General features: G+C 42.4%; 28 protein-coding genes and 1 pseudogene. 14 read left to right on the forward strand and 15 right to left on the reverse strand.

Annotation, left to right across the window (positions count from 1 at the left end):
* The coding region (locus tag O9290_RS28250; RefSeq protein WP_353737100.1) for a helix-turn-helix domain-containing protein at positions 1 to 46 on the reverse strand (46 nt) is incomplete at its 3' end.
* Positions 47 to 136: 90 nt separating this feature from the next.
* On the opposite strand from O9290_RS28250, the gene O9290_RS18105 reads away from it, so the two are divergent.
* The gene (locus O9290_RS18105; RefSeq protein WP_061432597.1) at positions 137 to 787 is read left to right on the forward strand and encodes a nitroreductase family protein; all 651 of its coding nucleotides are present in this window, start codon (positions 137 to 139) and stop codon (positions 785 to 787) included.
* Between the two features lie 9 nt (positions 788 to 796).
* Positions 797 to 2,212 carry a mechanosensitive ion channel domain-containing protein gene (locus O9290_RS18110; RefSeq protein WP_288055320.1) on the forward strand — a complete coding sequence of 472 codons (1,416 nt, stop codon included), beginning with the start codon at positions 797 to 799 and terminating at the stop codon, positions 2,210 to 2,212.
* Between the two features lie 229 nt (positions 2,213 to 2,441).
* Here O9290_RS18110 and O9290_RS18115 read toward each other — a convergent pair whose 3' ends face one another.
* The 6 genes from O9290_RS18115 to O9290_RS18140 form a co-directional block, all read right to left on the reverse strand.
* Positions 2,442 to 3,377 (reverse strand): MerR family transcriptional regulator, encoded by a 936-nt coding sequence (locus O9290_RS18115; protein WP_288055317.1) that lies wholly within the window; start codon positions 3,375 to 3,377, stop codon positions 2,442 to 2,444.
* A gap of 85 nt (positions 3,378 to 3,462) precedes the next feature.
* Positions 3,463 to 4,017, reverse strand: coding sequence for a phycobiliprotein lyase (locus O9290_RS18120; protein ID WP_002759809.1), 555 nt, complete (start codon positions 4,015 to 4,017; stop codon positions 3,463 to 3,465).
* A gap of 27 nt (positions 4,018 to 4,044) precedes the next feature.
* On the reverse strand, positions 4,045 to 5,028 hold the full coding sequence (locus O9290_RS18125; RefSeq protein WP_002759808.1) for a glycosyltransferase family 2 protein: 984 nt from the start codon (positions 5,026 to 5,028) through the stop codon (positions 4,045 to 4,047).
* A 30-nt stretch (positions 5,029 to 5,058) separates the two neighbouring features.
* Positions 5,059 to 6,276: a glycosyltransferase family 4 protein gene (locus O9290_RS18130; RefSeq protein ID WP_149986228.1), complete on the reverse strand. Its 1,218-nt coding sequence runs from the start codon at positions 6,274 to 6,276 to the stop codon at positions 5,059 to 5,061.
* Between the two features lie 2 nt (positions 6,277 to 6,278).
* Positions 6,279 to 7,238 carry a GDP-mannose 4,6-dehydratase gene (locus O9290_RS18135; protein WP_002759805.1) on the reverse strand — a complete coding sequence of 320 codons (960 nt, stop codon included), beginning with the start codon at positions 7,236 to 7,238 and terminating at the stop codon, positions 6,279 to 6,281.
* 14 nt (positions 7,239 to 7,252) lie between these two features.
* Entirely contained in the window at positions 7,253 to 8,173 is a 921-nt protein-coding gene (locus O9290_RS18140; RefSeq protein WP_288055313.1) for a glycosyltransferase family 2 protein, read from the reverse strand.
* 157 nt (positions 8,174 to 8,330) lie between these two features.
* On the opposite strand from O9290_RS18140, the gene O9290_RS18145 reads away from it, so the two are divergent.
* The 3 genes from O9290_RS18145 to folB all read left to right on the forward strand — a co-directional run bounded on the left by O9290_RS18145 (position 8,331) and on the right by folB (position 10,168).
* Positions 8,331 to 8,525, forward strand: coding sequence for a hypothetical protein (locus tag O9290_RS18145; protein WP_149986226.1), 195 nt, complete (start codon positions 8,331 to 8,333; stop codon positions 8,523 to 8,525).
* 63 nt (positions 8,526 to 8,588) lie between these two features.
* A complete protein-coding gene (locus O9290_RS18150; RefSeq protein ID WP_149986225.1) occupies positions 8,589 to 9,572 on the forward strand; it encodes a glycosyltransferase family 2 protein in 984 nt (327 codons plus the stop codon).
* Positions 9,573 to 9,811: 239 nt separating this feature from the next.
* Positions 9,812 to 10,168, forward strand: a complete 357-nt coding sequence (folB, locus tag O9290_RS18155; RefSeq protein ID WP_002759795.1) for a dihydroneopterin aldolase — start codon at positions 9,812 to 9,814, stop codon at positions 10,166 to 10,168.
* On the opposite strand, the gene O9290_RS18160 is transcribed toward folB, so the two are convergent.
* Positions 10,155 to 10,697 (reverse strand): NADPH-dependent FMN reductase, encoded by a 543-nt coding sequence (locus O9290_RS18160; protein ID WP_002759793.1) that lies wholly within the window; start codon positions 10,695 to 10,697, stop codon positions 10,155 to 10,157. The genes folB and O9290_RS18160 overlap by 14 nt on opposite strands.
* Positions 10,698 to 10,857: 160 nt before the next feature.
* On the opposite strand from O9290_RS18160, the gene O9290_RS18165 reads away from it, so the two are divergent.
* Positions 10,858 to 11,184: an antibiotic biosynthesis monooxygenase family protein gene (locus tag O9290_RS18165; protein WP_002759792.1), complete on the forward strand. Its 327-nt coding sequence runs from the start codon at positions 10,858 to 10,860 to the stop codon at positions 11,182 to 11,184.
* Here O9290_RS18165 and O9290_RS18170 read toward each other — a convergent pair.
* The 3 genes from O9290_RS18170 to rseP all read right to left on the reverse strand — a co-directional run bounded on the left by O9290_RS18170 (position 11,181) and on the right by rseP (position 13,755).
* Complete coding sequence (locus tag O9290_RS18170; protein ID WP_002759790.1) at positions 11,181 to 11,789, reverse strand: rhomboid family intramembrane serine protease; 609 nt, start codon at positions 11,787 to 11,789, stop codon at positions 11,181 to 11,183. The genes O9290_RS18165 and O9290_RS18170 overlap by 4 nt on opposite strands.
* A gap of 218 nt (positions 11,790 to 12,007) precedes the next feature.
* Positions 12,008 to 12,664, reverse strand: coding sequence for an endonuclease III (nth, locus tag O9290_RS18175; RefSeq protein ID WP_002759789.1), 657 nt, complete (start codon positions 12,662 to 12,664; stop codon positions 12,008 to 12,010).
* The gene (gene rseP, locus O9290_RS18180; RefSeq protein ID WP_002759781.1) at positions 12,664 to 13,755 is read right to left on the reverse strand and encodes an RIP metalloprotease RseP; all 1,092 of its coding nucleotides are present in this window, start codon (positions 13,753 to 13,755) and stop codon (positions 12,664 to 12,666) included. The genes nth and rseP overlap by 1 nt, the downstream gene beginning before the upstream one ends.
* Positions 13,756 to 13,904: 149 nt before the next feature.
* On the opposite strand from rseP, the gene O9290_RS18185 reads away from it, so the two are divergent.
* The 5 genes from O9290_RS18185 to O9290_RS18205 all read left to right on the forward strand — a co-directional run bounded on the left by O9290_RS18185 (position 13,905) and on the right by O9290_RS18205 (position 16,795).
* A complete protein-coding gene (locus O9290_RS18185; protein ID WP_002759779.1) occupies positions 13,905 to 14,174 on the forward strand; it encodes a globin family protein in 270 nt (89 codons plus the stop codon).
* Between the two features lie 435 nt (positions 14,175 to 14,609).
* Positions 14,610 to 15,200, forward strand: coding sequence for a PAP/fibrillin family protein (locus O9290_RS18190; RefSeq protein WP_002759778.1), 591 nt, complete (start codon positions 14,610 to 14,612; stop codon positions 15,198 to 15,200).
* A 45-nt stretch (positions 15,201 to 15,245) separates the two neighbouring features.
* Positions 15,246 to 15,371, forward strand: a complete 126-nt coding sequence (locus tag O9290_RS18195) for a hypothetical protein (protein ID WP_288027017.1) — start codon at positions 15,246 to 15,248, stop codon at positions 15,369 to 15,371.
* A gap of 102 nt (positions 15,372 to 15,473) precedes the next feature.
* Positions 15,474 to 16,130, forward strand: a complete 657-nt coding sequence (locus O9290_RS18200) for a sigma-70 family RNA polymerase sigma factor (protein WP_002759776.1) — start codon at positions 15,474 to 15,476, stop codon at positions 16,128 to 16,130.
* A gap of 113 nt (positions 16,131 to 16,243) precedes the next feature.
* The gene (locus tag O9290_RS18205) at positions 16,244 to 16,795 is read left to right on the forward strand and encodes an anti-sigma factor family protein (protein WP_002759775.1); all 552 of its coding nucleotides are present in this window, start codon (positions 16,244 to 16,246) and stop codon (positions 16,793 to 16,795) included.
* Between the two features lie 3 nt (positions 16,796 to 16,798).
* On the opposite strand, the gene O9290_RS18210 is transcribed toward O9290_RS18205, so the two are convergent.
* A complete protein-coding gene (locus tag O9290_RS18210) occupies positions 16,799 to 18,004 on the reverse strand; it encodes an acetate kinase (RefSeq protein ID WP_288027020.1) in 1,206 nt (401 codons plus the stop codon).
* 377 nt (positions 18,005 to 18,381) lie between these two features.
* Between O9290_RS18210 and trxA the strand changes: the two genes are divergently transcribed.
* Complete coding sequence (trxA, locus tag O9290_RS18215) at positions 18,382 to 18,705, forward strand: thioredoxin (protein ID WP_002759773.1); 324 nt, start codon at positions 18,382 to 18,384, stop codon at positions 18,703 to 18,705.
* Between the two features lie 9 nt (positions 18,706 to 18,714).
* Here trxA and dprA read toward each other — a convergent pair whose 3' ends face one another.
* Positions 18,715 to 19,863 (reverse strand): DNA-processing protein DprA, encoded by a 1,149-nt coding sequence (gene dprA, locus O9290_RS18220; protein ID WP_288057241.1) that lies wholly within the window; start codon positions 19,861 to 19,863, stop codon positions 18,715 to 18,717.
* Between the two features lie 435 nt (positions 19,864 to 20,298).
* Here dprA and O9290_RS18225 point away from each other — a divergent pair, with 435 nt between their 5' ends.
* Both O9290_RS18225 and O9290_RS18230 read left to right on the forward strand, forming a co-directional pair.
* Entirely contained in the window at positions 20,299 to 20,616 is a 318-nt protein-coding gene (locus tag O9290_RS18225) for a DUF433 domain-containing protein (protein WP_002750425.1), read from the forward strand.
* Positions 20,606 to 20,938: a DUF5615 family PIN-like protein gene (locus O9290_RS18230; RefSeq protein ID WP_002736383.1), complete on the forward strand. Its 333-nt coding sequence runs from the start codon at positions 20,606 to 20,608 to the stop codon at positions 20,936 to 20,938. The genes O9290_RS18225 and O9290_RS18230 overlap by 11 nt, the downstream gene beginning before the upstream one ends.
* A 621-nt stretch (positions 20,939 to 21,559) precedes the next feature.
* Here the strand turns inward: O9290_RS18230 and O9290_RS18235 are convergent.
* Positions 21,560 to 21,799 carry a hypothetical protein gene (locus O9290_RS18235; RefSeq protein ID WP_002797650.1) on the reverse strand — a complete coding sequence of 80 codons (240 nt, stop codon included), beginning with the start codon at positions 21,797 to 21,799 and terminating at the stop codon, positions 21,560 to 21,562.
* Positions 21,800 to 22,120: 321 nt separating this feature from the next.
* A pseudogene (locus tag O9290_RS18240) lies at positions 22,121 to 22,852 on the reverse strand (formylglycine-generating enzyme family protein); the annotation flags it as partial.
* Positions 22,853 to 22,990: the final 138 nt, after the last annotated feature.

Below are 22,990 nucleotides of genomic sequence, written 5' to 3' on the forward strand. Positions count from 1 at the left end.
CTTGTTCGGGTGTGGGGTAAAATCGAAACGAATAGGCTTTTTCCATACCTCACATTTTAGCATATATTTCGTAAATGTGCTAATATTTAACAGTAAAGCCGTCGTAGAACGACGGGGTTTCAGACCCAAATTTTCGATGACCTTGCCTCTCGATGTTCCCACGGCGATCAATCAACGTCGTTCTATTAAAAATTTTACCACCGATCCGATCGCCCCAGAACTGCTGAAAACCCTAGTAGAATTAACCGTTGCCGCACCTAGTAGTTTCAACATCCAAGATTGGCGAATTATTTTAGTACAAGATGAGGCACAAAAGGCCGCTTTAGCCGAGGCCGCTTGGGGACAAAAGCAAATTATCCAAGCGCCGGTTACTTTTGTTTTCGCTGCCGATGCTGCCGCAGGAGGAGGAGATCTAACTCCTATCTATGAACAGGCTCTCAGTACAGGTGCCTGGAACGAAGGCACGGTAAAATATTTTCAACAGGCAATCCCGGGATTTCACAGGGATTTGGGCGAAAAAACCCGGGAATACGCGATTAAAGATGCCATGATCGCCGCTACTCATCTGGTTTTGGCTGCCGAAAGTCTCGGTTTATCTAGTTGTTTTCTCAACGGTTGGATCGAGGACAAGGTAAAAGCTGTGATTGGTGCTGCCGATCATCCCGATCTGGCGATCGCTGTTGTCGTTCCCATCGGTTACGCGGCGGAACCACGGCTTAATCCGGGGCGTTTACCCTTAGATTACAATGTTTTTGTGGATCGCTTGGGTAATCCCTATCAAATCTAAACTTTAGCGATGACTTTCTCTCCCTCAGCTTGGTTAACGCCCTTTTTTAACACTCCCCTTTGGCGCGCTGGGGGAGTGTCGATCACTCTTGGTTGGACTATTGGTATTCTTGTACTGTTTGTTCTTGTCACCTGTCTGACGATCGCTTTTAAAAGTTTACTAAAAAATCGTCTGCTGAAAAGTATCGGTTTTGATGAAGGTAATCGAGAAGCGATCGCAACTCTGGCTAGTTTTGCTTTTGGGGCTTTTGGTTATATTATCGCCCTACAATTGACTGGATTCAATCTCGCTTCGATCGCTGTTTTAGCCGGTGGTTTGGGGGTGGGTATCGGTTTCGGTTTGCAGGAGTTAACCAAAAATCTCACCAGTGGTTTAACTTTGTTGGTGGAACGCAAGTTAAAAGTGGGCGATTTTATCGAATTTGAGCAAACAAAGGGTTATATCCAGGAAATATCGATTCGTTCCACCACCATTCGCACTGTGGATGGTGCAGAGTTAATCGTTCCTAACACAATCTTAACTAGCAATCGCGTCCAGAATTGGCATTATCCCGACTCGCGCATTCGAGTCATTGTGCCAGTGGGAGTTGCCTACGGTACAGATCCTTTGATAGTGACGGAAATTCTGCTGCAATCAGCCTATATGTCGGTAGAAATTGCCTTTAATCCGCTTCCCAAGGTGATTTTTAACGGTTTTGGTGATAGTGCTTTAAATTTTGAGTTGTGGGTATGGGTGGAAAAAGTCGAACGGGCCGTTTTTATGAGAAGTTCCCTACACTTCATTATCGAGCATAATCTGCGTCATCGGGGCATAACGATTCCTTTTCCCCAGCGAGAGTTATGGTTGCATAATACCGACAGTTTTGAGGCAGTTAAGGAACAGGATCAGGAGATAGTTAAACCTTCAAAACCGCTATCGTTAAAAGAAATGTTATTGGAGGTGAGTTACTTTAAACATTTTAACGATCTGCAATTGCGTGTATTAATTGAAATGGGTTGTCGTAAACATCTCCAGGACGGGGATATTTTAATTAGACAGGGAGAAAGAACTAATTATTTCTGTATTGTTTTGCAGGGACAAATGGATGCTTTTTATGAAAACGATAAAATCAGTCGTAAAATTTTTACTTTTAATAAAGGTCAATATTTTGGGGAATTACCGTTAATATTAGAGGTTCCCTATCCCACCACTATGCAAGCAGTGGGGGAAACCTTGTTATTTTTGCTCGATCGTCAGGGGTTTCAGCATCTTATCACTACTTATCCGGCTCTAGCGGAGGAATTCACTCAGGCACTCACCCAACGTCAAGAGGAATTGCGCGAATGTCAGCAGAAATTGCGAGAAATGGGGCTTTTAGACTCGGAAGACCTGAAAAATCCCGTCTCTTGGCTGCGACAACGGTTAAAGAGCTTTTTTGCGACTTAAAAGGGAATGACAACAGATTTACAGCCTTTTTTCTCTAGCAGTTATCTTAATGATGAGGTACGAAGCTGAGAATAGGGAGTCGCTACCTGCGGACAACTGATCAGATATCCCTGTTGTTTTCAGGGATGAGAAGATGTGGACTTCCAAACCCCCTCATACTCCCAGTCAAACCAAAATTTAAGTTATACTTCATCTATTTTAGCTTTTAATAGCAGGCTAGGGAAAAATCCTAAAATCCGAAAGAATAACCGATTTTTAACTTTAATTGACTTTGATCATGGCCATTAGTGGCAATATATCCCTCGATACCCCAATCGATCACACCTTGGCGATTAATTTGCTGACCAATTCCCATACCAGTGCGAATTAAAACCCCACCATTACTATTATCGCTGGTAATTACGCCCAATTCTGCTAAAAAAGTGCGATCAAAACGTTTCGGATAACCAATTGGTCGCGAGTAACCGAGAATTGCTGCCGGTAAAAAAGATTGATCGCCGTCATCGGGGTCAGTGTTTATGTTTAAATCGAGATTAAGATGCACGCGATGGAATTGACCAACAGTTTTACTGGCAATTCCCCGCAGACGAAAATCTAATCCCCTAGCATTATTTCCCGTCGGTAATCCTAAATCGGTACGAATGGCAAAAGCGGGAACATTATCGTATTCACGATTGAAATTATAGAAAAAACCTACAGATAAATTTCCCACATCAAAATCCGTATCATCACTATTAACTCGACCTCCCACCTGCGGATCGATGCCGATAATAATATGACCATTGCGAATAATACCGTTGAGGTATTCAAGATCAAAATCACCCCCGAGATTACTATTTTCAGGAAAGACTAGACTTCCTCCAAATTCTATCGATTGTTCCCCAAAACCAAGACTCTCAGCATCATCAAAAGAAAGGGGACGACTAGAATCAAGATTTAACTCACCATGGTCATGAATTACTAAACATTCGCGGATCTCTTGCAGACTTAAACCCAAAGATTGTAATCTTTTGACAAACAGCAAGCGATGGACAGTATCGGGAGTAAATAGGCGAAATTGTCCCTCTGTCCTCTCAGGGGACTGAATTAGTCCTAATTCCTCGTAATAACGAATCGTTTTAATTGAAACACCACTTTCTAGGGAAAGTTGACCGATTTTGAGCATTATTTTTGCTCCTTAATCCTATCGTTACCCTATTATAAAATCTCCCCCTGACTGGAGAATCAAGGGGGGGGAAAGAAATATTTTTTTAACTGACTTTACACTCAACTCCAAAACCGACCAAGAGAACTTTTTCCAAGGGTTCCCCCTCCTTGGGACGTTGATAGTTAATAATTTTGCGAATTCGCAGGTCTGGATTGATTAAAGTAATTGAATCCACGGAAACACTGCGAGTATAATTGGTGGTCATTAATAACTCTCTGGTAGTGGAATCAAAGCGAAAAGCGGAGATAATTGGTCTTGCTTCTTCGTAGGCGCGATCACGAAGATAATCCCCTTCTAAATAACCGTTATTTTCTGCTTTAACCACAAATAAAAGATTAAGATTTTGTCGCACTTCTTCCCCTTTTTCCGAGATGGTATAGAAACCTAAATTAAACCCGGGGATACTTTCTAAATCCGCAATATCAGGATAGTTATTATCTGTCAGAACTTTCTGTTTAATCTCCCTAGTCAGGGGTTGAATGAGGAATTCAGTACGGGAACGTTCCACTTCTTGATCGGCTAGATAATGATAGGTTCTTTCCGTTTGCCAACTACCGACACAATAGGCAAAAAATTGCTGAAAAACTTCGGTATTCATAGACTTCATTCTCCTCTTGTCAGTATTTTAATTTTGAGTTATTTTATCAGTAACTTGTTCCCGATTTTCAAAACCATAACAATCTCGAACCAGATAAAGTGGTCGGCCCTTTACTTCCTCATAAACCCTGCCAATATATTCGCCAATAATACCAAGAGTCAGTAATTGAATTCCTCCTAAAAATAAGATAGCAACCATCAGAGAAGCGTACCCGGGTACATCGATTCCTAAAATGATAGTCCTAAGAATTAAAAAACTAGCATAAACAAGACTAACAAGTGCAATGATAAATCCTACATAGGTCCAGACTTTCAGAGGTAAAAAACTAAAAGAGGTAATACCATCGATGGCAAAATTCCATAATTTCCAGTAATTCCATTTAGTTTGTCCTTGATACCGAGGTTCTCGATCGAATAAAATTGATGTCTGTTTATATCCCACCCAAGCAAATATTCCTTTCATAAATCTTTGACGTTCGGGCATCTTTTTAATTGATTCTACCACTCGGCGATCGATTAAACGAAAATCTCCCGTATTAGGGGGAATAGGAACCCGACTTAATTTATTAATGACTTGATAGAAACCTTCTGCGGTGAAACGTTTCAACCAACTTTCGCCAATTCTAACCCGACGGGACGCATAAACCACATCATAACCCTGCTGCCATTTTTCGATCATTTCGGCAATTAATTCGGGGGGATCTTGTAAATCAGCATCAATAGGAATGACTGCCATTCCTTGACTGTAATCAATTCCTGCTGACATGGCAATATCTTTACCAAAATTCCGGGATAAATTAACCACTTTAATTTGTGGGTAACGTTGATGATATTCCAGGAGATTTTTGAGAGTATTGTCACGACTACCATCATTGACGCAAACGATCTCATAACTGGTATTTAGTGCCTCTAAAACCGCTAAAAGTCGCCTAAAGAGAGCATCGATGTTTTCTTCTTCGTTATAAAGAGGAACAACAACAGATATTTTCACGGGTATTTGATTTGATAGCATATTAATTTACAAAAAAATTAGAGAAATTTTCTAACAAATGTCAGCAATCAAAACTTGTTCGTACTTAGCTGCCGCTTGCTGCCAAGTATAATTATCTTCGATTAATTTGCGAGCATTTCTAGATAATTTTTCTCGCAACTCTGCCGATTCAAAAAGACTACTAACCGCCGTACAATATTCCTCAATACTATTAGCCCTTAAGGCTGCTAAAGGAACATTATTTCCTTCAACTGTTAATCCTTCTAAACCTCGATCGCTGGCTACCACTGGCACCCCCGCAGCCATAGATTCTAGGGTTTTAAACTTCATTCCAAAACCTGTTCTTAGGGGAATAACTGCCACAGTTGCCTGATGAAGATAGGTAGTCATTGATGGTACTCGTCCCGTCACAATTACTCCTTTTAACTTAGTTAATTCTTGCACTTCTAGGGATGGATTAGCACCGACTAGAGTTAAAGTAGTCTCGGGATAAGTAATTTGAATACGAGGTAAAATTTCCCTAGCTAAAAAACAGGCCGCATCGATATTAACCCAATAATCTAACCCACCGATAAAAACTAAATTATGTCCAGCAGGATCCTGGGAACGATAGGGAAACAAATCTAAATCTACTGCATTAGGAATTAAATAAATCTCTCCATTGGGGGCAAATTCTTCCATTTGTTTTTGATCATCATCGGTAGTGACGACAATTTTTGAGAATTTCTGCACAGTTTTTTGTTCGTAGCGACCCATGAGAGGAAGGTAGAGACGATCCCGTAATTCTTGACTAGAAACCCCAATTTCTAATTGACTTTTGCAGGTTTGATAGAGGGAACTATGCACATCAATTACTGTCCTAATTTGCTGTTGCCATTGGGGACGAATATAAATTTCATTAACACTATGTTCACTGGTAATTACTGAGAATTTTTGACTATTAACTGCCCTATCTATCCAGTTCTGCATCTCTTGAGAATAGCCAAAAAGTACATTGGGAGGGGTTCCCGTTTGCAGGAATTGAGCTAATCTTTGCAGTTTAGCAATTATTCCAGTTTTGGCATCTCGAGGACGGGGAAAAACTACCAATTCACTAACAAAGTTACCTAACTTTTCTACCTCCTCATCGCTGACATCAGCAGTACGCTGAACGATGAGAGTAATATCATGATTTTTGCTGAGATACTTGAGTAAATTAAAAGTTCTGCCCTGAGTTCCCCCTCTGGTTGGTGGATAGGGGAAGGCGGAACTAATCATTAAGATATTCATAGCTATTCCTCTAAACGATTTTCTACCATCATGCGGACAATATCGGTCATTTTGTATCGTGCTTGCCAACCTAATTTTTCCTTAGCTTTGTTGGGATTGCCGCGACTAATGGCTAAATCTGTTGGTCTTAATAAACTTTGATCGGAAATTACATGATCTGGCCAATTTAAGCCCACAGTAGCAAAAGCTGTGGCGACAAAATCCTCCAGTTTTGAACTTTCTCCCGTGGCAATGACGTAATCATCGGGTTGCTCCTGTTGCAGCATTAAATACATCGCTTCAACGTACTCCGGTGCCCAACCCCAATCCCTTTGAATATCCATATTTCCTAAGTGTAAAGTCTCGATACTTCCCCGGGCAATTTTAGCCACGGCAGCGATAATTTTTTGGGTAACAAAGCGCTCGGGACGCAGGGGAGATTCATGATTGAAAAGTATGCCTGAACAGGCAAAAATTCCGTAGGCTTCTCGATAATTAGCCACTTCCCAAAAAGCCGCCGATTTGGCCACAGCGTAGGGACTGCGAGGACGAAAAGGGGTATTTTCGTCGGCAGAATTATCGCCGATATCCCCGAAACATTCACTCGATCCTGCATTATATAATTTAATTTTTGCTCCGGTAAATCGAATTGCTTCTAAGAGATTTAAGGTTCCCGTGGCAATACTTTCTAAGGTTTCCACCGGCTGCTCGAAGGATAAACCCACAGAACTTTGTCCAGCCAAATTATAGACCTCATCGGGCTGAATTTTAATTAAGACTTGTAGGACACTGCGAAAGTCGTTCAGTGCCATCGATTCTAGTTTTACCTGTTCCTTGATTCCCAAACGTTTCAGGTTACTAAAAGAGGACATTTGGGCATCCCGGGAGGTGCCACAAACTGTATAGCCAGCTTTTAACAGTAATTCGGCTAGGTAGGCTCCATCCTGGCCCGATATACCACAAATTAACGCTTTTTTACCCATTTATTTACAATAATTTACTTTTGAGGGGTTAACATCGCCTTGGCGGCCTCGCTTAAATAACCGATTTGTCCGTAGGCATAGAGAAGATTCTCAAACCTTTTAGCGGGATCATTGATAAATTTGACAGATTTAACCAATCCTCTCACCAAACGCTCACCTCCTCGCCTAAATTGAGCCAATCCCGTTCTTCCTGCCACTTCTTCCCGGTAGTGTTCGCTGATGCCTTGCCACCAACTACGACGCATAAACCATTGACGATTGATTCTTTCCGGGGCAACATTGTGTTCCACCAATGCTGCGGGAAAATAGCCTACTTGCCATCCCTGGGCGAGTGCTAGTTCTGTAGTGTATAATTCCTCGTTAGAAAGAAGTTTTTTACCAATTCTTCCCAAATTAGGGTCAAAACCGCCAATCTTCTCCCAGAAATCTCGCCGGATTGAGTAATTAACCCCTCGCGGAGTTAAATCCGCTTGGCTGATGTATACCACATTGTCGCCCAAATCGAAAGCCCCTAAACCCCCTGCTAACTCATCGGATAACCAATTGGGTTGACTGTAGCCTTGCGGCCAAATTAAGGTGACTTTTCCCCCCGCTACTGCCAGTTTGTCGTTATTTTCGTAGGCATTTAACAGAATTTGCAACCATTGAGGACTAGCGATCGCATCGTCATCCAAATAGGCTAAAATCGGCGCTCTAGTTTCCTTCGCCCCGCGATTTCTGGCGGTAGATAGCCCTAAAATAGGTTCGTAAACGTATTTTAGCCGCCCATCTCCCAGACGCGACTGGGCCACTTGACGGGTTTTATCGGTAGATGCGTTATCAACCACTAAAATCTCACAATCTGCGCAAGTTTGCGCCAAAAGACTATCGATCGCTCCTGCTAGGTAGTGATCGCGGTTGTGGGTACAGATAATCCCTGCTATTTTAGGAGCCATGGCTATCAAGGTTACTCATTCAATACCCTAAAACTTAACATTCCTTTGGAAAAATGTAAAAATACTTTTAAAGCCGTCAGCCGTCAGCCGTCAGCCGTCAGCTAGACAATAGTGATGATAACTAGAAAAATGGCCAATTAATTGCCGGTTCTTCGGTTTGTGTTATGCAATAGACGGGGTTATAAGAGATGAAACCATTATAGAGAAAGACATTTGGCTATTTTTGTCAATTGTTTTCCATCTAGAACGAACTAATCAACTAAGTCTCTGGCCAAATAAGGATGTAGTCTATTTATGCCACCCGCTCGAACCATACCAAGTAACGAAGAGCCTAATTGCCTTTCTCAAGTAACAAGCTGATAACTGATAACTGATAACTGATAACTGATAACTGATAACTGATAACTGAAATATTATGCCAAAAGTAAGTGTTTGTATTCCCACCTATAACCGCGCCGATTATCTCAGCTATTCGATTAATACTGTGTTGCGGCAGACCTATGAAGATTTTGAGTTAATTGTCTGTGATGATGGTTCTTCTGATCGTACCCCAGAAGTGGTGGCAGCATTTCAGGATTCGAGAATAATTTATCTGCGTCATCCTCAAAATATTGGCAGAAGTTTAAATATGCGATCGGGTTTTACGGCTGCTCGGGGAGAATATTTTATTAAATTCGATGATGACGATGGACTAACTCCTGAATTTTTAGCGAAAACTGTCCCTATTTTAGATCAAGAAAAAAACGTTGATTTTGTCTGTACAGATCACTGGATTATTGATAGATTTGGACAAAGAGTTGCATCAGCAACAAAAAAAAATTCAGCGAAATGGGGCAAAGATAGATTACAACAAGGGATTATTCCTGATTTAGAAAGACAAACTTTTTCCTGTAAAAGTTTACAGGTGGGTTCGACTCTTTTTCGTTATCAATCTTTAGCCGATGTGGATTATATGCGCCCTCAGGCGGATGGTTGTGAAGATTTTGATTTATTAGTGCGTTTAGCTTTAGCGGGAAAACAAGCTTATTTTCTGCCAGAATTATTAATGGAATATCGTTTCCATGGGGGGCAAACTAGCTTAAAACAAGCGGTTCACTTTTTGCAAGCAAACTTGTTTTGTACAGAAGGTTATCACTTTAATGATGTAAAATTAGAAGAAGAAAGAGTGAAAAGGACGGCTTTTTTACAGGAATGTTTGGGGATAAAATTAATTGAAAAGGGAGAAACCGAAGCCGGGCGAGTTTTAATAGAAAAAGCCTCGAAATTGTCAGGAAAATCCCGACGGGCCAGACTGGGTTTACTGCTTTCCTATTTACCTCTAAACTTGAGACAATTGGCTTTTCAAGGTTTCCGTCAACTACGTCCCAAAGATTACGCCGAACAGGTGAGAGCCGTGTAAACGATAACTTATAAGTAGGTAGGTGTTAAAAATTGTCAGACACCCCCCTTATCAAGGGGGGATTAAGGGGGTATCGAAGGCAAAATCTATCTTCTATTTAATTAGAACCACTTACTTAGCAGTTATCTTAATGGTGACAAGATAGGAAGTTTTCCTTTTGGGGAGTGGGTCGTCGATACCAAATTAGGTTACACTTCATCTTTGTGGGAAAAGCCGCCAGTTTTTTAATTTAACTATCTATGGATACTATTCACGTTACAGGAATTCGGGCCTACGGTTACACAGGATATCTGGCCGAAGAACAGGTTTTAGGTCAATGGTTTGAGGTGGATTTATCCCTAGAAGTTGATATCAGCATTGCTGGCAAAAGTGACGCGATTGAAGATACTCTAGATTATCGACAGGCGATCAAAATTGTCAAACACCAGATTGAAACCGGCAAATTTGCCCTAGTGGAAAAATTGGCCACGGTTATCGCTGAGGATATCCTAGAACTCGATCGAGTGCGACAGGTAAGAGTACAATTATCGAAACCTGCCGCCCCAATTCCCCATTTCACCGGTAAAATCACCATCGATATTACTAGATCCCGTTGAGTTTACGGGTATTATCGACTAAACTTCGCGCAAAAGCGTCAAAACGTTGGGAAAGCTTCTCGTCAAGGATTTTTCCGTCTTCGTTGAAGACTTTCCACGCTTGTCCTAAGCTAATTTGTTCGGGAATTACCCAAGCATGAACCCAACGGAGAATGATTCTTAAGTCATTTAGGGCGTTACTATTGGATTGGCCGCCTAAAACACTGATTAATCCAGCAACCTTTCCCGATAACTCCTCAAAACTCATTAAATCTAGGGCATTCTTCATCACACCACTGACACTGCCATGATACTCCGGTGTCGCCAAAATTAATCCCGCTGCCGATTTAACCGTTTGCTGCATTTTGGCCACATCGGGATAGTCAGAATAGTCATCTCCCCCGTTACAGAAGGGTAAAGAGAGTTTTCTCAGGTCAATTATCTCCGTTTCTACTCCTAACGCCTGTACTCGACTGATAGCAACTTCTAACGCCATCGCACTATAGGATCCTGGGCGTAAACTGCCATTAATACCAACAATTTTGATCATAGAACTTATACAAACTCATAACGACTACATATAAGCTAACAAAAAAAGAGACAATTGGGGAAGCTTAGTTAAAAAAATATGTCGATGGGGCGGAGGGGGCGATCGATCTAAGTTTTAATAGGAGTAGAAAGAAAGATTTATTCCATTTCCCCTCATTGCCATGCCAGAATTTCTCGATTTTCTCAAACATAAATATGCCTATGTGGCTATTGGTGAATTTAAACCGGGGTGTTTTTCCGAAGCCCAAAAACTCTACGAAAAAGCCGTTTCCACCTATTCCACGGGATTCCAGGGAGCTTTTCTGTTGCAAAAACCCGGAACCGACGAAGGAATTGCCGTGATCATCTGGGATAAAATCGATGATATGGAGGCAAATAAAAGCGAAGCCCACGAATTATTGCTGAAATCCATGGCTCCTCTGTTTGCGAAACCGCCTGTCACCGATTTTTATGAAGTATGTAGCGAGATAGAAGGTTCCCCCATTTAGGGATAATGTTTCTTTTCGGTGGCGATTAATTTGGCGGCTAAAACCCCGCCTAGGAAACCAAATAAATGTCCTTGCCAAGAAATCCCCGGACGGGAAGGCAAAACGCCCCAAATTGTGCCACCGTAGAGTAAGAAGACTAGAATTGACAAGAGTATAGAAGGAATATTTCTCTGGAAATAGCCCCGCAGTAATAAAAAACCTAAATAGCCAAAAATCAAGATACTTGCTCCGATATGGATGGATCCGGGAGCAGCAAATAACCAGACTCCTAACCCCCCCACCAGCATAGTTAACCCAGTCACAATAAAAAAGTCACTGGTTTCCTGTAACATCACCAACCAACCAAGAATCAGGAAAGGAACGGTATTAGCGATAAGATGGGGAAAGTCACCGTGTAGGAAAGGTGCGAAAAGAATACCCCGCAATCCGATGACTTGATGCGGAATAATCCCGAAAATGTCTAAACTGCCCCGAAAAACAAATTGATCTAAAATCTCTAACAGCCAAAAAATCGCCACAAAGGTAGCGAGGATTATTGCTTGGGTTTTTATTTCTTGCCGAGATCCTTGACTCATAAGATTGATGGATGAGTTATTTTTTCCCATTATAGCCCCCCACATCAGTTATCAGTTATCAGTTATCAGTTATCAGTGATTCAGTTACCAGTGATTCAGTTACCAGTTAAGTAGGTGGGTGGAATTAAATATAAGATGAACGTAGGTTGGGTTGAAGCATGAAACCCAACGCCCGATTGTGTTACGCTACCGCTAACCCATCCTACAAATAATTTTGCCTCCCTACTTATCAGGTGTGAGTTATCAGTTTACTGTTTACTGTTTGCTGCGGGACAAAGAGGGGCTAATTGACAGGAAAAACAAGCGGGATTTCTTGCTTTACAAACTGCCCGGCCGTGGTAAATAATACTAATAGAAAAAGTTTCCCAATCTGGTTGAGGTAGTAAAGCCATTAAATCCCGTTCAATTTTCACTGGATCGTTATTAGTAGTTAAACCCAAACGATTACTTAAGCGCTTAACGTGGGTATCTACTGTCACCCCCTCAATAATCCCGTAAGCGTGAGCAAGTACCACATTAGCCGTTTTTCTAGCTACCCCGGGTAACGTTAATAATTCCGCCATTGTCTTGGGTACTTCCCCCTGAAAATCCTTGAGGATTTTTTGACAAGCACCCTGAATATTTTTAGCTTTATTGCGATAGAATCCCGTGGAACGAATGAGAGTTTCTAACTCCTCTCGCTCGGCAAAAGCTAAGGATTTAGCATCGGGAAAACGAGCGAATAAAGCAGGAGTTACCTTATTTACCCGCTCATCAGTGCATTGTGCCGAGAGAATCACTGCCACCAATAACTGCACGGGAGTTTGATAATTTAAGCTACAGGTTGCCTCTGGATATAATCGCTTTAAGTTGCTTAAAATTTCTAGGGCGCGCAGTTGAGGTTCAGTTTTTTTTCGAGAGTCCATCACTGGAATAAATCCTGAAAAACTGCTAGGTTAGCCGTGTCGCGCACGATTAAGAAAACTCCTAATCCTAAGAGTAAAACTAGACCTGTTTGCATGATGTTATCTTGCAGTTTAGTCGGGAGAGGTTTACCTACCAAAGCCTCGATTAATAAAAATACCAACTGACCACCATCAAGAGCAGGTAAAGGCAGAATATTAATCACCGCTAAGTTAATACTAATTAGGGCGGCAAATTGAAAAAGATTACCCGCATCATTACGAGCGATTGCGGCTCCGTATTCGACAATTTTAACCGGTCCTGCTACCTGTTGAACACTGTCTTTAAAGTTACTAACTAACTGCCCAAAACCTTGCACGGTTAATAGGGTTAATCGTTGAAATTCACCCGCACCTAAGCTAAAAGCTTGGCCAAAACTATCGGCTTTCAGGCGAGTTTCTTGACCGTTGGGAGCCAATCTAACCCCAATTTTACCCTGACCATCACTTCCCAATTCAGGAGTAACAATTAAATCGAGAGTTTCTGTCGGGCGTTTGATGGTTAATTTTAGGGGTTGATTGGGGGAAGATTGAATAATGTCACGGAAGTCAATAATGGCATTTTGAGAAGCACCAAGGGGCTGATCATTGATAGCGAGGACGATATCACCCGCTTGTATTCCCGCTTGTTTAGCGACGGAATTTTCAGCCGTAAAAACCTCTGGAATAATTACCCCTTCTTGATAGTTAATTTGGGGAAAACCCACCGTAGCGACTTGGGTAACAAGCAAAAAATAGGCAAAAATTAAATTAGCAATTACTCCCGCACTAATGACGATAGCTCGATCGAAAACAGGACGATTGCGTAATAAATCAGGATCGTTATTGGGAATTTGACTATCGGGATCGTCATCGGGAAAACCAACGTAACCCCCTAAAGGAATGGCGCGGAGGGCGTATTCCGTTTCTTTACCTTGATATTTAGCTAAAGCTGGACCAAAACCGATGGAAAAGCGATTAACATGGATAGATTGCCAACGAGCAGCGGCAAAATGACCCAATTCGTGAACGACAATTAATAGGGCAAGTACACCGATCGCTATTAAAACTGACATGATGATCAAATTATAATGACTTAGCTTTTGTTTATTGTAAGCGATCCTCTTGGACAGATTTCAAAAAATCTGGAGTTATCGCTAATTTTTCGATCATTTATGATAGAAGTGATCTTAACTGCCTAATCTGACCTAACGGAGAGCGATCGATGCCTTTGAGTGAGCGCACCCAGCAATTGATCCCAAAAGCGAGAATCATCAGTTTCGCTAATTGGCCCTATCAGCAATCAGCGATCGCTATTTGGCAACAAGCGGATGATCAAACTTGCTATCTCAGCGATAGCGATTTAGATACTATCGTCAATTTAGAGCCTGATTTACTTGTTTATAGTCAACAAGCTCGAAAACTGCGGGATAATTCTAATAGTATCGTTGATAACGATCGGGCGATTATTTCGGGGTTAGAAGCTTTAAAATAATACAGCTTAGAGTATTTTAGCGACTCAGAAAAAAACGCAATTACTTCCTATTTCGATCATTTAATTACGGTTATGAAAAAGTTTTAAAACCGAGGCATTTAATCTGTGTTAAAATAATCAAGTCAACAGTTGAAAATGCCGCTCACCGAGGTTAAAACCCCGTTGAAACTCTCAAATCATCGGCGCAGGTGAGCCTCTTGGGATCAGCAAAAACCTTGAGCGAGTACCTAGCGGGTCGAGGCAGTTTATAAAAGTAAGGGAGATTAAACCTCTTGCATAATTAGTTTTGAGGGTTCAAAAACGGCACAAATAACGATTAAATTGTATAAAATCTGTAAATAGACTATTTAATTGATTATTATTCATTCTTAATTCTCCTAGCTACTGATTCCTAACCCTAACAACAATTTTTGATTTTTACAGGAGGTCTATTCTATGGATGCCAAAGCGAAATTATTAGAATTGATCGCTGGTAGAAATCGCGGACTCCTGGCGACAGAAAGCGACCGCGTGCGGATTTTAGCGGCGATCGAACAATTGGAGGATCACAATCCCCATCCCCATCCCCTCGAAGTTAAACAACTATTAGGGGGCAATTGGCGTTTGCTATTCACCAGCAGCCGCAACATTCTGGGAATAGATCGCCTACCTTTTTTTCAATTAGGGCAAATTTATCAATATCTCGACCTGAACAAGGCCAAACTCTACAATATCGCCGAAATTATCGGACTACCTTGGCTAGAAGGGGTAGTAATCGTCTCCGCTACCTTTGAACCCACATCCGAGCGCCGGGTAATGGTCAAATTTGAGCGCTCGATCCTCGGTCTGCAACGTCTTCTCAATTATCATTCTCCCCAAGAATTTATCGATGCGATCGAGAGTGGCAAAAAATTTCCTCCCCTCGATTTTTCTTTCAATAATCGCCAACAAACAGGTTGGCTCGATATCACCTATCTCGATGAAGATCTCCGCATCGGCCGCGGCAGCGAGGGCAGCGTCTTTATTCTCGCTAAGGAAAAAACCTAACTTACAGAGCTATTCAGGAGACTCCGAGACTCCGAGACAGCTTTTATGTATTCTCCCCACTACCCCACTACCCCACTACCCCACCTCCCCACTACCCCACACCCGACACCCCACTACCCCACTACCCCACCTCCCCACTTGCTCCCCCAGATGAATGCCCCGATCGGTTAGAATCAAAATATGGGAAAAAAATTATTTATTTTCGGGAACCTTTACTGAATTCTCCCGTCCTCAAGCTCTGAGTGAGGAGTTTATATCCTTAGAGGAAATCCCATGAGTCAATCGATTCCAGCATCTTGGTCACTTGAGGCCAAAAAGTCTCAAAACCCCGTGTCCCCTGACAAACTCTCCAACTACGATCTAATTGCACGCTGTCAGGAAGGGTGCCAGCCCGATCGAGCAGCTTTTGCGGAACTGCTGCGGCGCTATCAAGCTCATATTGATAAATTACTCTATCATTTGGCTCCCGATTGGCAAGATCGCGCTGATTTGGCTCAAGAGGTCTGGATTCGCGTCTATCGCAATATTAACCGTCTCCATGAACCCCTCAAGTTCCGCGGTTGGTTAAGTCGCATTGCCACTAATCTTTTTTACGACGAATTGCGGAAACGCAAGCGGGTTAATCACCCCATTTCCCTCGATGCTCCCCGGCGCGTGGAAGATGGCGAAATCGATTGGGATATCGAGTCCGATTACCCCAGTCCCGATGAACATCTCACCACCCACGAATTCTACGATCAATTACAGGCGGCGATCGCTGATTTACCAGAAGCTTTTCGGACAACTATTATTCTGCGAGAAATTGAAGGCATGGCCTACGAAGAAATTGCCGAGATGACGGGAGTTTCTTTAGGAACTGTTAAATCCCGCATTGCTCGCGCTCGCGCTAAATTACAATCTGTTTTACAGCCCTATTTTACGGAAGGCTAAATAAAATTGTGGTGATTCGGCACTAACGGCCGAAGTGAGGAGTCGTTAAATTTAACTAGCTCCGTGCTGGTGAAAAGTGATTGCATACCGATCGCTTCTGGTCGAGGTCAACCATGAATAATTATCAACCCGAAGACGTTCAATGGATCAAGTCTTTGTTACGTCACGATGACAGCGATGGCAACTCCGCAACCGAGGATATTTTATTCTTAGATGAGGATAACGAAGAAGCTCATCGTTTCGATTTAATTAGCGCCTATATTGATAACGAAGTAACGGTAGAGGAACGGAAGCTAGTTCAGCATTGGTTAGACCATGATGCTGCCGCTAAAAAACTCTATCAGCAGCTCTTGGGATTACAAACTAATTTAAAGCAAATTCCCGTACCGGCTACTATGGCCAGCGACCGATTGGCAGAACAGGTGTTCAGAAAAGTCGATGGTCAGCGTCGTCGGCAATATTATGTTTATGGTGGCGCAATTTTCACCGCTATGGCGATCGCTGTTGGCTCCTACTTCGTCTCGGGACGCAATGATCCCCTCTCCCAAATGGCGAGCAGTCCGAGCAGTATTAGCCAAGAGGGAGACCATTTGATGATTGCTCTTAACCATCCGATTATGGAGATTCCCGCAACGGAACAGCCAAAAGAGAATGGCCAAAGGTAAGGTCTATGGAGATAAATGCCAGCATTCTCGTGCGATCGCCCAATCTTCCGCCGTAGCAATTACCATCACTCGCACTTTAGATGTCTCGCTGGCGATATCCTCATCCCGGGGACGAGCGGCATTTTTAGCTAAATCTAACTCTAAACCCAAAAAAGGCCAGCCTTGACTGGCTTTTTCCCGTACTAAAGCTGAATTTTCGCCGATTCCTGCCGTAAATACCAACACATCCAACCCCTCTAGAGAAGCGATCATCGATCCGATTAAACCTTTCAGACGATGAATATACATCTCAAATGCTAATTTTGCCCTCTCGTTGCCTTCGGCCATCGCCGTCGTAATTGCCCGCATATCCCCAGAAATACCCGAAATTCCCTTTAAACCCGATTCTTTATTGAGTAAACTATTTAAACTATCGGGATTATATTGATATTCTCGCTCTAGATAAATCAGAATCCCTGGATCGATCGAACCGCTGCGGGTTCCCATCATCAATCCCTCTAGGGGAGTAAATCCCATAGTAGTATCGATACTTTTACCCCCCTTGACTGCCGATAGGGAAGCACCATTGCCCAGATGACAGATCACCATTTTCAAGGATTCCAGGGGTTTTCCTAACAATTCGGCGGCTCGTTGGGAGCAGTACTGATGACTGGTGCCATGAAAACCATAGCGACGGATTCCCAGTTCACTCCATTGGTAGGGAATGGGATAAAGAGAAGATTCGGGAGGGATAGAACGATGAAAAGCGGTGTCAAACACTGCTACTTGAGGAACATCGCCGAAAACTTGCTCGATCGCTTCAATTCCTTCTAAATGAGCGGGATTATGACTAGGAGCCAGGGGAATCAGCTTTTTAATCGTTTCTTTGACTTGGGGAGTGATCATAGTTGCCTGGGAATATTCCGTGCCACCATGGACAACTCGATGACCGACTATACTAATGTCTGCGAGGTTGGCTACTACCTTAGTTTCGCCAGTGACTAAGGTATCTAACATCCGAGCAATTCCTGCCGGACGATCCTGACTAGAAAGATTAATTTCCTGTTTAATTCCCTGAGCTTTTACCGTTAAAACCGCGTAATCAGGGTTAACTGTCCAATCGATCCCCGCTGCCCAAATTGGTTGGGGAGGATGGGAGGGGAGAATATCTAAATCGTATAAACAACTTTTTTGACTGCTCGATCCCGCATTTAAGACCAGAATTTTCATAGAAAAGCTCAATTAGGAGGTGGCCTATGGCGATCATAATCAAACTCAGGTTAAGTCTAGATAAAATCGCTGACTTTTCGGGTTTTTCTTCAAGAAAATTTTATCCGGCTGTGATCACCCATCCCTGACTCGGGCAATATTACAAAACTTTATCAAAAAAAAGTCAAAATAGAGCCTCTAGGGTTATAAAATAGAAGAATACCCCTTGTGAAATTAATCCAAGAAGCTACCTCTGATGCAAGTTAAGGCCTCTATAGTGGATTTAGAGCTAGTTCTCGTCCTTTTCACCAGTGGAATGTCAACATCGCACCACGAATCTCTAGAACGGAATTTTTGCGTATTCTAGATAACCGTGATTACTAGAGGATTTCTTAAGTATGTCAGAGGTTACTGCCGTTACAGATGCCACCTTTAAAGATGAAGTTTTAGATAGTGCCGACCTTGTCCTAGTGGATTTCTGGGCTCCTTGGTGCGGCCCCTGTCGAATGGTGGCTCCCGTTGTGGGAGAAATTGCCGCACAGTTCGAAGGGCAAGTCAAGGTGGTGAAACTCAACACCGACGAAAACCCCATTATCGCTAGTCAGTATGGGATTCGCAGTATTCCCACTCTGATGATCTTCAAAGGAGGTCAAAAAGTTGATATGGTGGTCGGGGCTGTACCGAAAACCACTTTAGCTACCACCATAGATAAACACCTGTAGAGGAGTTGACTAGGTTTTCTGGTAACGCATACCGGGTAACTGAGTCACTAAACCCATTAATTCTAATTCCAATAAGATCCCCGCCACTTCTGAGGTGGGGATTTGCATTTTTTGAACAATAATGTCAAACAACAGGGCATCTCTGTCAAATAACTGATACACTTGTGCTAGTCTAGGTTCTAGATTGACTGGAGGAGCAGCATTAACGACCGGGGATGTCTCTAGAGGGAGTGAAGGGGAGAGATTAACCGGTGCGGATTGGTTCGCGGTGGGAATTGCCCCCAACATTTGTAGTAATTTCTCCTCAGAAACGATAATTTCTGCTCCCTGATGAATCAGTTGTAAACAACCCCTAGCGGTGGCAATATCGGGAGAATTGGGTAAAGCATAGATATCGCCGCCAAATTCGTTAGCATAACTGGCCGTGATCAGGGAGCCAGACCTTTCGGGGGCCTCGATAACAATCGTCGCGCGACTTAAACCGGCGATAATGCGATTACGACTGGGAAAATGGGCTTTATTCGGTTGAGTTGCCGCAGGATGTTCACTAATGACTAAACCCTGCTTTTGGATGTCCGCGTGTAGCTGCCGATGACGACTAGGATAAACCACATCGACCCCCGTTCCCAAGACGGCAATCGTCCTTCCCCCCGCTTTTAAACAGCTTTGGTGTGCCTCGCCATCAATTCCTTCGGCCATACCAGAAACAATAGTAAATCCCTGTTGGGCCAAAAGGGTACTTAAGCGCCGCGCCCAGCGCCGGCCGTGATCCGTGGGGTTACGAGTACCCACAATGGCGACGGTGGGGATATTTCCCTGATTTTCCTCTAAATTGACCTTTCCTTGATAGTAAAGTAAGGGGGGAGGACTGGGAATTTCCCAGAGAAAGCGGGGATATTCTGGGTCGCTAGGAGTCCAAAAAAGGGGGTTTTTCTGGATATGTTCGGCGAAAAGAGCTTCTGGGTCAATTTGCGATCGCCCCTCCCGTACCGCTACCATTGACTTTTTGCCGAATCCCGCCACTTCTGCGATCGCAGAATCGGTGGCATTCCAGGCCACAGCGACACTGCCAAAATGCTGATAGAGTCGCTTTAGGGAAATTGCCCCGACTCCAGCAATACTTGACCATGCTAACCAATAAACGCGCTCGTCTGTCAATTTGAAAGGCTCCTCAGACAAAGTAATATTTTCAGTCGGTTAAAACTGACTGCGGCCAGATGACCCTAATTTATTTTAATCTTGCCGGAATACTTTCCATTAGTTGTTGAGGTATTGTTGAGCCTCGTCCATGTCTTTCACTTTTTTAAAATGTGAATAAGTTGTTCTTGATCTTCTGGGGGAAGTTGTTCGGTTGCTTCTAGTATTTCTGCAAAAGTGGCTGGAGTCATAGTTTTAGTTGGTTATAGTGGTCTTTAGAGCCAATTGTAGCAGTAACGGTAGAATATGTTAGCATAGCGTAACGGATAATAATATGAAAATGTCTAAAATGTTTCACATTAAAAGGCACGTTAGGTAACGTATCCTAAAAGATCGGTGGTTGCGTTTTTTCAAGAAAAATGCTAGGATATCTAGAAGTAGAGTAAATGAGTTATTATGTCATCTTTAGTGCTTAAACAGCATATTGAAGTAACACCCGGTGTTTGTGGCGGTAAACCTCGTATTGCTGGACATCGTATTAAGGTACAAGACATTGTTATTTGGCATGAAAGAATGGCGATGTGTCCTGATGAAATTGTTTATAATTATCCAACGATTACTTTAGCTGATGTTTATGCAGCTTTAGCTTATTACCATGATCATCGAGAAGAAATTCGCCAAGATATTGAATCCAGCGAAAATTTTGCTAAACAGTTACAAGGGGATAAACCTTCATTGGTCGAAAAACTTTTAAAGGGAAATAATGGCCAATAAGCTTAAGTTTCACCTAGATGAAAGCGTCTCTAATGCGATCGCTAAAGGTTTAAGAATGCGAGGGATTGATGTTACAACTTCTCCAGAAAAAGGACTGATGGGGTCTTCCGATGAGGAACAATTAGCTTATGCTTTATCGCAAGGCCGAGTCATTTTTACTTTTGATGATGATTTTCTGGTTTTGTCTTCAATGGGATTAGAGCATTGGGGGATTATTTATTCACATCAACGTCAATCTATTGGCAAAATTATTAGTGATTTAGTTTTAATTTGGGAATGTTTAGAGCCTGATTATATGTATAAAAATGTTGAGTTTTTATAAAAATCATAATTCAGAGAAAAAAGGTAGGTTGGGTAACGCAATTTACAAGATTGAATCTTTACACTGTGATTATATTCATTACAATCCTGTGCGGCATGGGTTATGTTTAAAACCGTAGTATTGGCCTTTTCCTGGTGTTTATCGTTTCATTGATTGAGGGCTTTATCCGACCGATTGGGGAGTGACGGAAATACCCATTATTCCTGATAATATGGCCGATGAGTAACCGTAGAATGGGTTAGCATAGCGTAACGTATAAAGCGGATAAATTTATCGTAATTTAAAGCCAAAAACTGCGTTAAATAATGCCCCGAAGAAATCAGTGATCGTATTTTTTTTAAGAACGTAGAATATCGGACAAAATATCTACAATTAAGGTTTGGGGTTTTAATGATAATGAGCCTAGTTCACGCTGAATCAGTGAAGAGCGAAGTGTTACTAAATGATCAAGTCTGATGGCTGACGATTGGCGAAGACCACTGATCATAAAATCTGGATTTTCTGGTCTCAGAATAATATCTGTATGAAGGGGATTTTCTGGAATACGACTGGTAATTAGGGCAAAGATGACGAACCTTACTGGAAGATAAATCGTCGAAGGGAAATTAAATTAATACAATTTTACCCTTCATTAGTTACAGGTTGTCCATCGTTAAGGGTATAAATATCTTCTTCGGTATCTTGCAGAAAAGCAAAGCTAGGGTTATGGGAAACGGCATCTAGCCAGTTTTTTTCGTTCAGTTCATCCTCCGACATCAAAAGAATGACGCGCACAAACCGATCTTTTTCTTGGGGAATAGGATGATCAAGTTGAATTTGTCCCTGGGTATTGAGGATACCAGTGGTTTCAATCGCACGCATAGCAAAACCTAAAAGAAGTGATTCGATTCTAACATTAAAGTAACCTTGAAAAGCGGTGACGGGCAACTACAGCGATCGCTATTCTCAGGCTCGCCCTATGGCTCTCCTCGACTTTGTGTGATAATCATTGCTTATCATTCCTTGTAGTCTTGCCAGACAAGGGTTTAAAGACTATATTTCCAGAAAATTATCGGCTGCATCTCCTATTTGTGACTTTTCCTCACCTATAGGTGAGCAGTAGAAGTTATTCAAAGAGGGCGAATGCAATTCGCCCCTACAATAATATTATTACGCCAATGGTGGCTCCCAACTGATAACTGATTAGGGGAGATCGCACACAACACGAAAACCGATATCGTGGTTGCAAATTTCGGCAACGCTTCTGCCTCGATATGCTGAACTACAGACCAAAGGGTCGCGGCACCACGAACCGCCACGCCGTATTATTGATGACTCATGGCCTATATTACTATCTAGCCATGCAATGCTGCCATTTTCTTTAATATTGTCTGGTTTGGTTGCATAACTTTCATGATGTTGATCAGCACACCATTCCCAAACATTGCCGTGCATATCATAGATTCCCCAAGGATTAGGTCGCTTTTCCCCAACAGGATGGGTTGTATTATTTGAATTACCACTAAACCAAGCATAATCTCCTAGTTTATCTTTATCATCGCCAAAACTAAATAGGGTTTCTGTACCAGCGCGACAGGCATATTCCCATTCTGCTTCTGTAGGCAAACGGTAGTTTTTTCCCGTTAACTTGCTCAGTAGTTTACAAAAAGCTTGAGCATTAAACCAAGTAATGGTTTCTACCGGGTTCTGGGGACTTCCTGAAAACTTTAAAGGATAATATGCCGCTATCGAAGGATTATATCCCATCACCGCTTGATACTGTGCTTGGGTTACGGGATATTTGCCTATCTGAAATGCTGGCACAATTACTTCATGTATCGGTTTTTCATTCTCATGCTCATTAGAACCCATGTTAAATTTACCGGCGGGTATATCCACCATTTCTAAGTGAAAGTCTGGAGGCAATGAGGTAATATAGCGGTATGCACTTGCATGAGGTACAATAGAAGAGGACAATAAATTATAGACCTAGGCAGGAGCCACGACCCGATGAAGCCCTATTCTTTAGACTTGCGACAAAAGATCATCGAGACCTACGAGGAGAATAACCTC

Source organism: Microcystis sp. LE19-41.2A, assembly GCF_027530405.1.
GTDB classification, from domain to species: domain Bacteria; phylum Cyanobacteriota; class Cyanobacteriia; order Cyanobacteriales; family Microcystaceae; genus Microcystis; species Microcystis aeruginosa.

What these genes read in the sequence shown, in the direction of transcription:
- O9290_RS18105 (WP_061432597.1), top strand. Translation starts at nt 137, where the DNA reads ATGACCTTGCCTCTCGATGTTCCCACGGCGATCAATCAACGTCGTTCT.
- O9290_RS18110 (WP_288055320.1), top strand. Translation starts at nt 797, where the DNA reads ATGACTTTCTCTCCCTCAGCTTGGTTAACGCCCTTTTTTAACACTCCC.
- O9290_RS18115 (WP_288055317.1), bottom strand. Translation starts at nt 3,377, where the DNA reads ATGCTCAAAATCGGTCAACTTTCCCTAGAAAGTGGTGTTTCAATTAAA.
- O9290_RS18120 (WP_002759809.1), bottom strand. Translation starts at nt 4,017, where the DNA reads ATGAATACCGAAGTTTTTCAGCAATTTTTTGCCTATTGTGTCGGTAGT.
- O9290_RS18125 (WP_002759808.1), bottom strand. Translation starts at nt 5,028, where the DNA reads ATGCTATCAAATCAAATACCCGTGAAAATATCTGTTGTTGTTCCTCTT.
- O9290_RS18130 (WP_149986228.1), bottom strand. Translation starts at nt 6,276, where the DNA reads ATGAATATCTTAATGATTAGTTCCGCCTTCCCCTATCCACCAACCAGA.
- O9290_RS18135 (WP_002759805.1), bottom strand. Translation starts at nt 7,238, where the DNA reads ATGGGTAAAAAAGCGTTAATTTGTGGTATATCGGGCCAGGATGGAGCC.
- O9290_RS18140 (WP_288055313.1), bottom strand. Translation starts at nt 8,173, where the DNA reads ATGGCTCCTAAAATAGCAGGGATTATCTGTACCCACAACCGCGATCAC.
- O9290_RS18150 (WP_149986225.1), top strand. Translation starts at nt 8,589, where the DNA reads ATGCCAAAAGTAAGTGTTTGTATTCCCACCTATAACCGCGCCGATTAT.
- folB (WP_002759795.1), top strand. Translation starts at nt 9,812, where the DNA reads ATGGATACTATTCACGTTACAGGAATTCGGGCCTACGGTTACACAGGA.
- O9290_RS18160 (WP_002759793.1), bottom strand. Translation starts at nt 10,697, where the DNA reads ATGATCAAAATTGTTGGTATTAATGGCAGTTTACGCCCAGGATCCTAT.
- O9290_RS18165 (WP_002759792.1), top strand. Translation starts at nt 10,858, where the DNA reads ATGCCAGAATTTCTCGATTTTCTCAAACATAAATATGCCTATGTGGCT.
- O9290_RS18170 (WP_002759790.1), bottom strand. Translation starts at nt 11,789, where the DNA reads ATGGGAAAAAATAACTCATCCATCAATCTTATGAGTCAAGGATCTCGG.
- nth (WP_002759789.1), bottom strand. Translation starts at nt 12,664, where the DNA reads ATGGACTCTCGAAAAAAAACTGAACCTCAACTGCGCGCCCTAGAAATT.
- rseP (WP_002759781.1), bottom strand. Translation starts at nt 13,755, where the DNA reads ATGTCAGTTTTAATAGCGATCGGTGTACTTGCCCTATTAATTGTCGTT.
- O9290_RS18185 (WP_002759779.1), top strand. Translation starts at nt 13,905, where the DNA reads ATGCCTTTGAGTGAGCGCACCCAGCAATTGATCCCAAAAGCGAGAATC.
- O9290_RS18190 (WP_002759778.1), top strand. Translation starts at nt 14,610, where the DNA reads ATGGATGCCAAAGCGAAATTATTAGAATTGATCGCTGGTAGAAATCGC.
- O9290_RS18195 (WP_288027017.1), top strand. Translation starts at nt 15,246, where the DNA reads ATGTATTCTCCCCACTACCCCACTACCCCACTACCCCACCTCCCCACT.
- O9290_RS18200 (WP_002759776.1), top strand. Translation starts at nt 15,474, where the DNA reads ATGAGTCAATCGATTCCAGCATCTTGGTCACTTGAGGCCAAAAAGTCT.
- O9290_RS18205 (WP_002759775.1), top strand. Translation starts at nt 16,244, where the DNA reads ATGAATAATTATCAACCCGAAGACGTTCAATGGATCAAGTCTTTGTTA.
- O9290_RS18210 (WP_288027020.1), bottom strand. Translation starts at nt 18,004, where the DNA reads ATGAAAATTCTGGTCTTAAATGCGGGATCGAGCAGTCAAAAAAGTTGT.
- trxA (WP_002759773.1), top strand. Translation starts at nt 18,382, where the DNA reads ATGTCAGAGGTTACTGCCGTTACAGATGCCACCTTTAAAGATGAAGTT.
- O9290_RS18225 (WP_002750425.1), top strand. Translation starts at nt 20,299, where the DNA reads ATGTCATCTTTAGTGCTTAAACAGCATATTGAAGTAACACCCGGTGTT.
- O9290_RS18230 (WP_002736383.1), top strand. Translation starts at nt 20,606, where the DNA reads ATGGCCAATAAGCTTAAGTTTCACCTAGATGAAAGCGTCTCTAATGCG.
- O9290_RS18235 (WP_002797650.1), bottom strand. Translation starts at nt 21,799, where the DNA reads ATGCGTGCGATTGAAACCACTGGTATCCTCAATACCCAGGGACAAATT.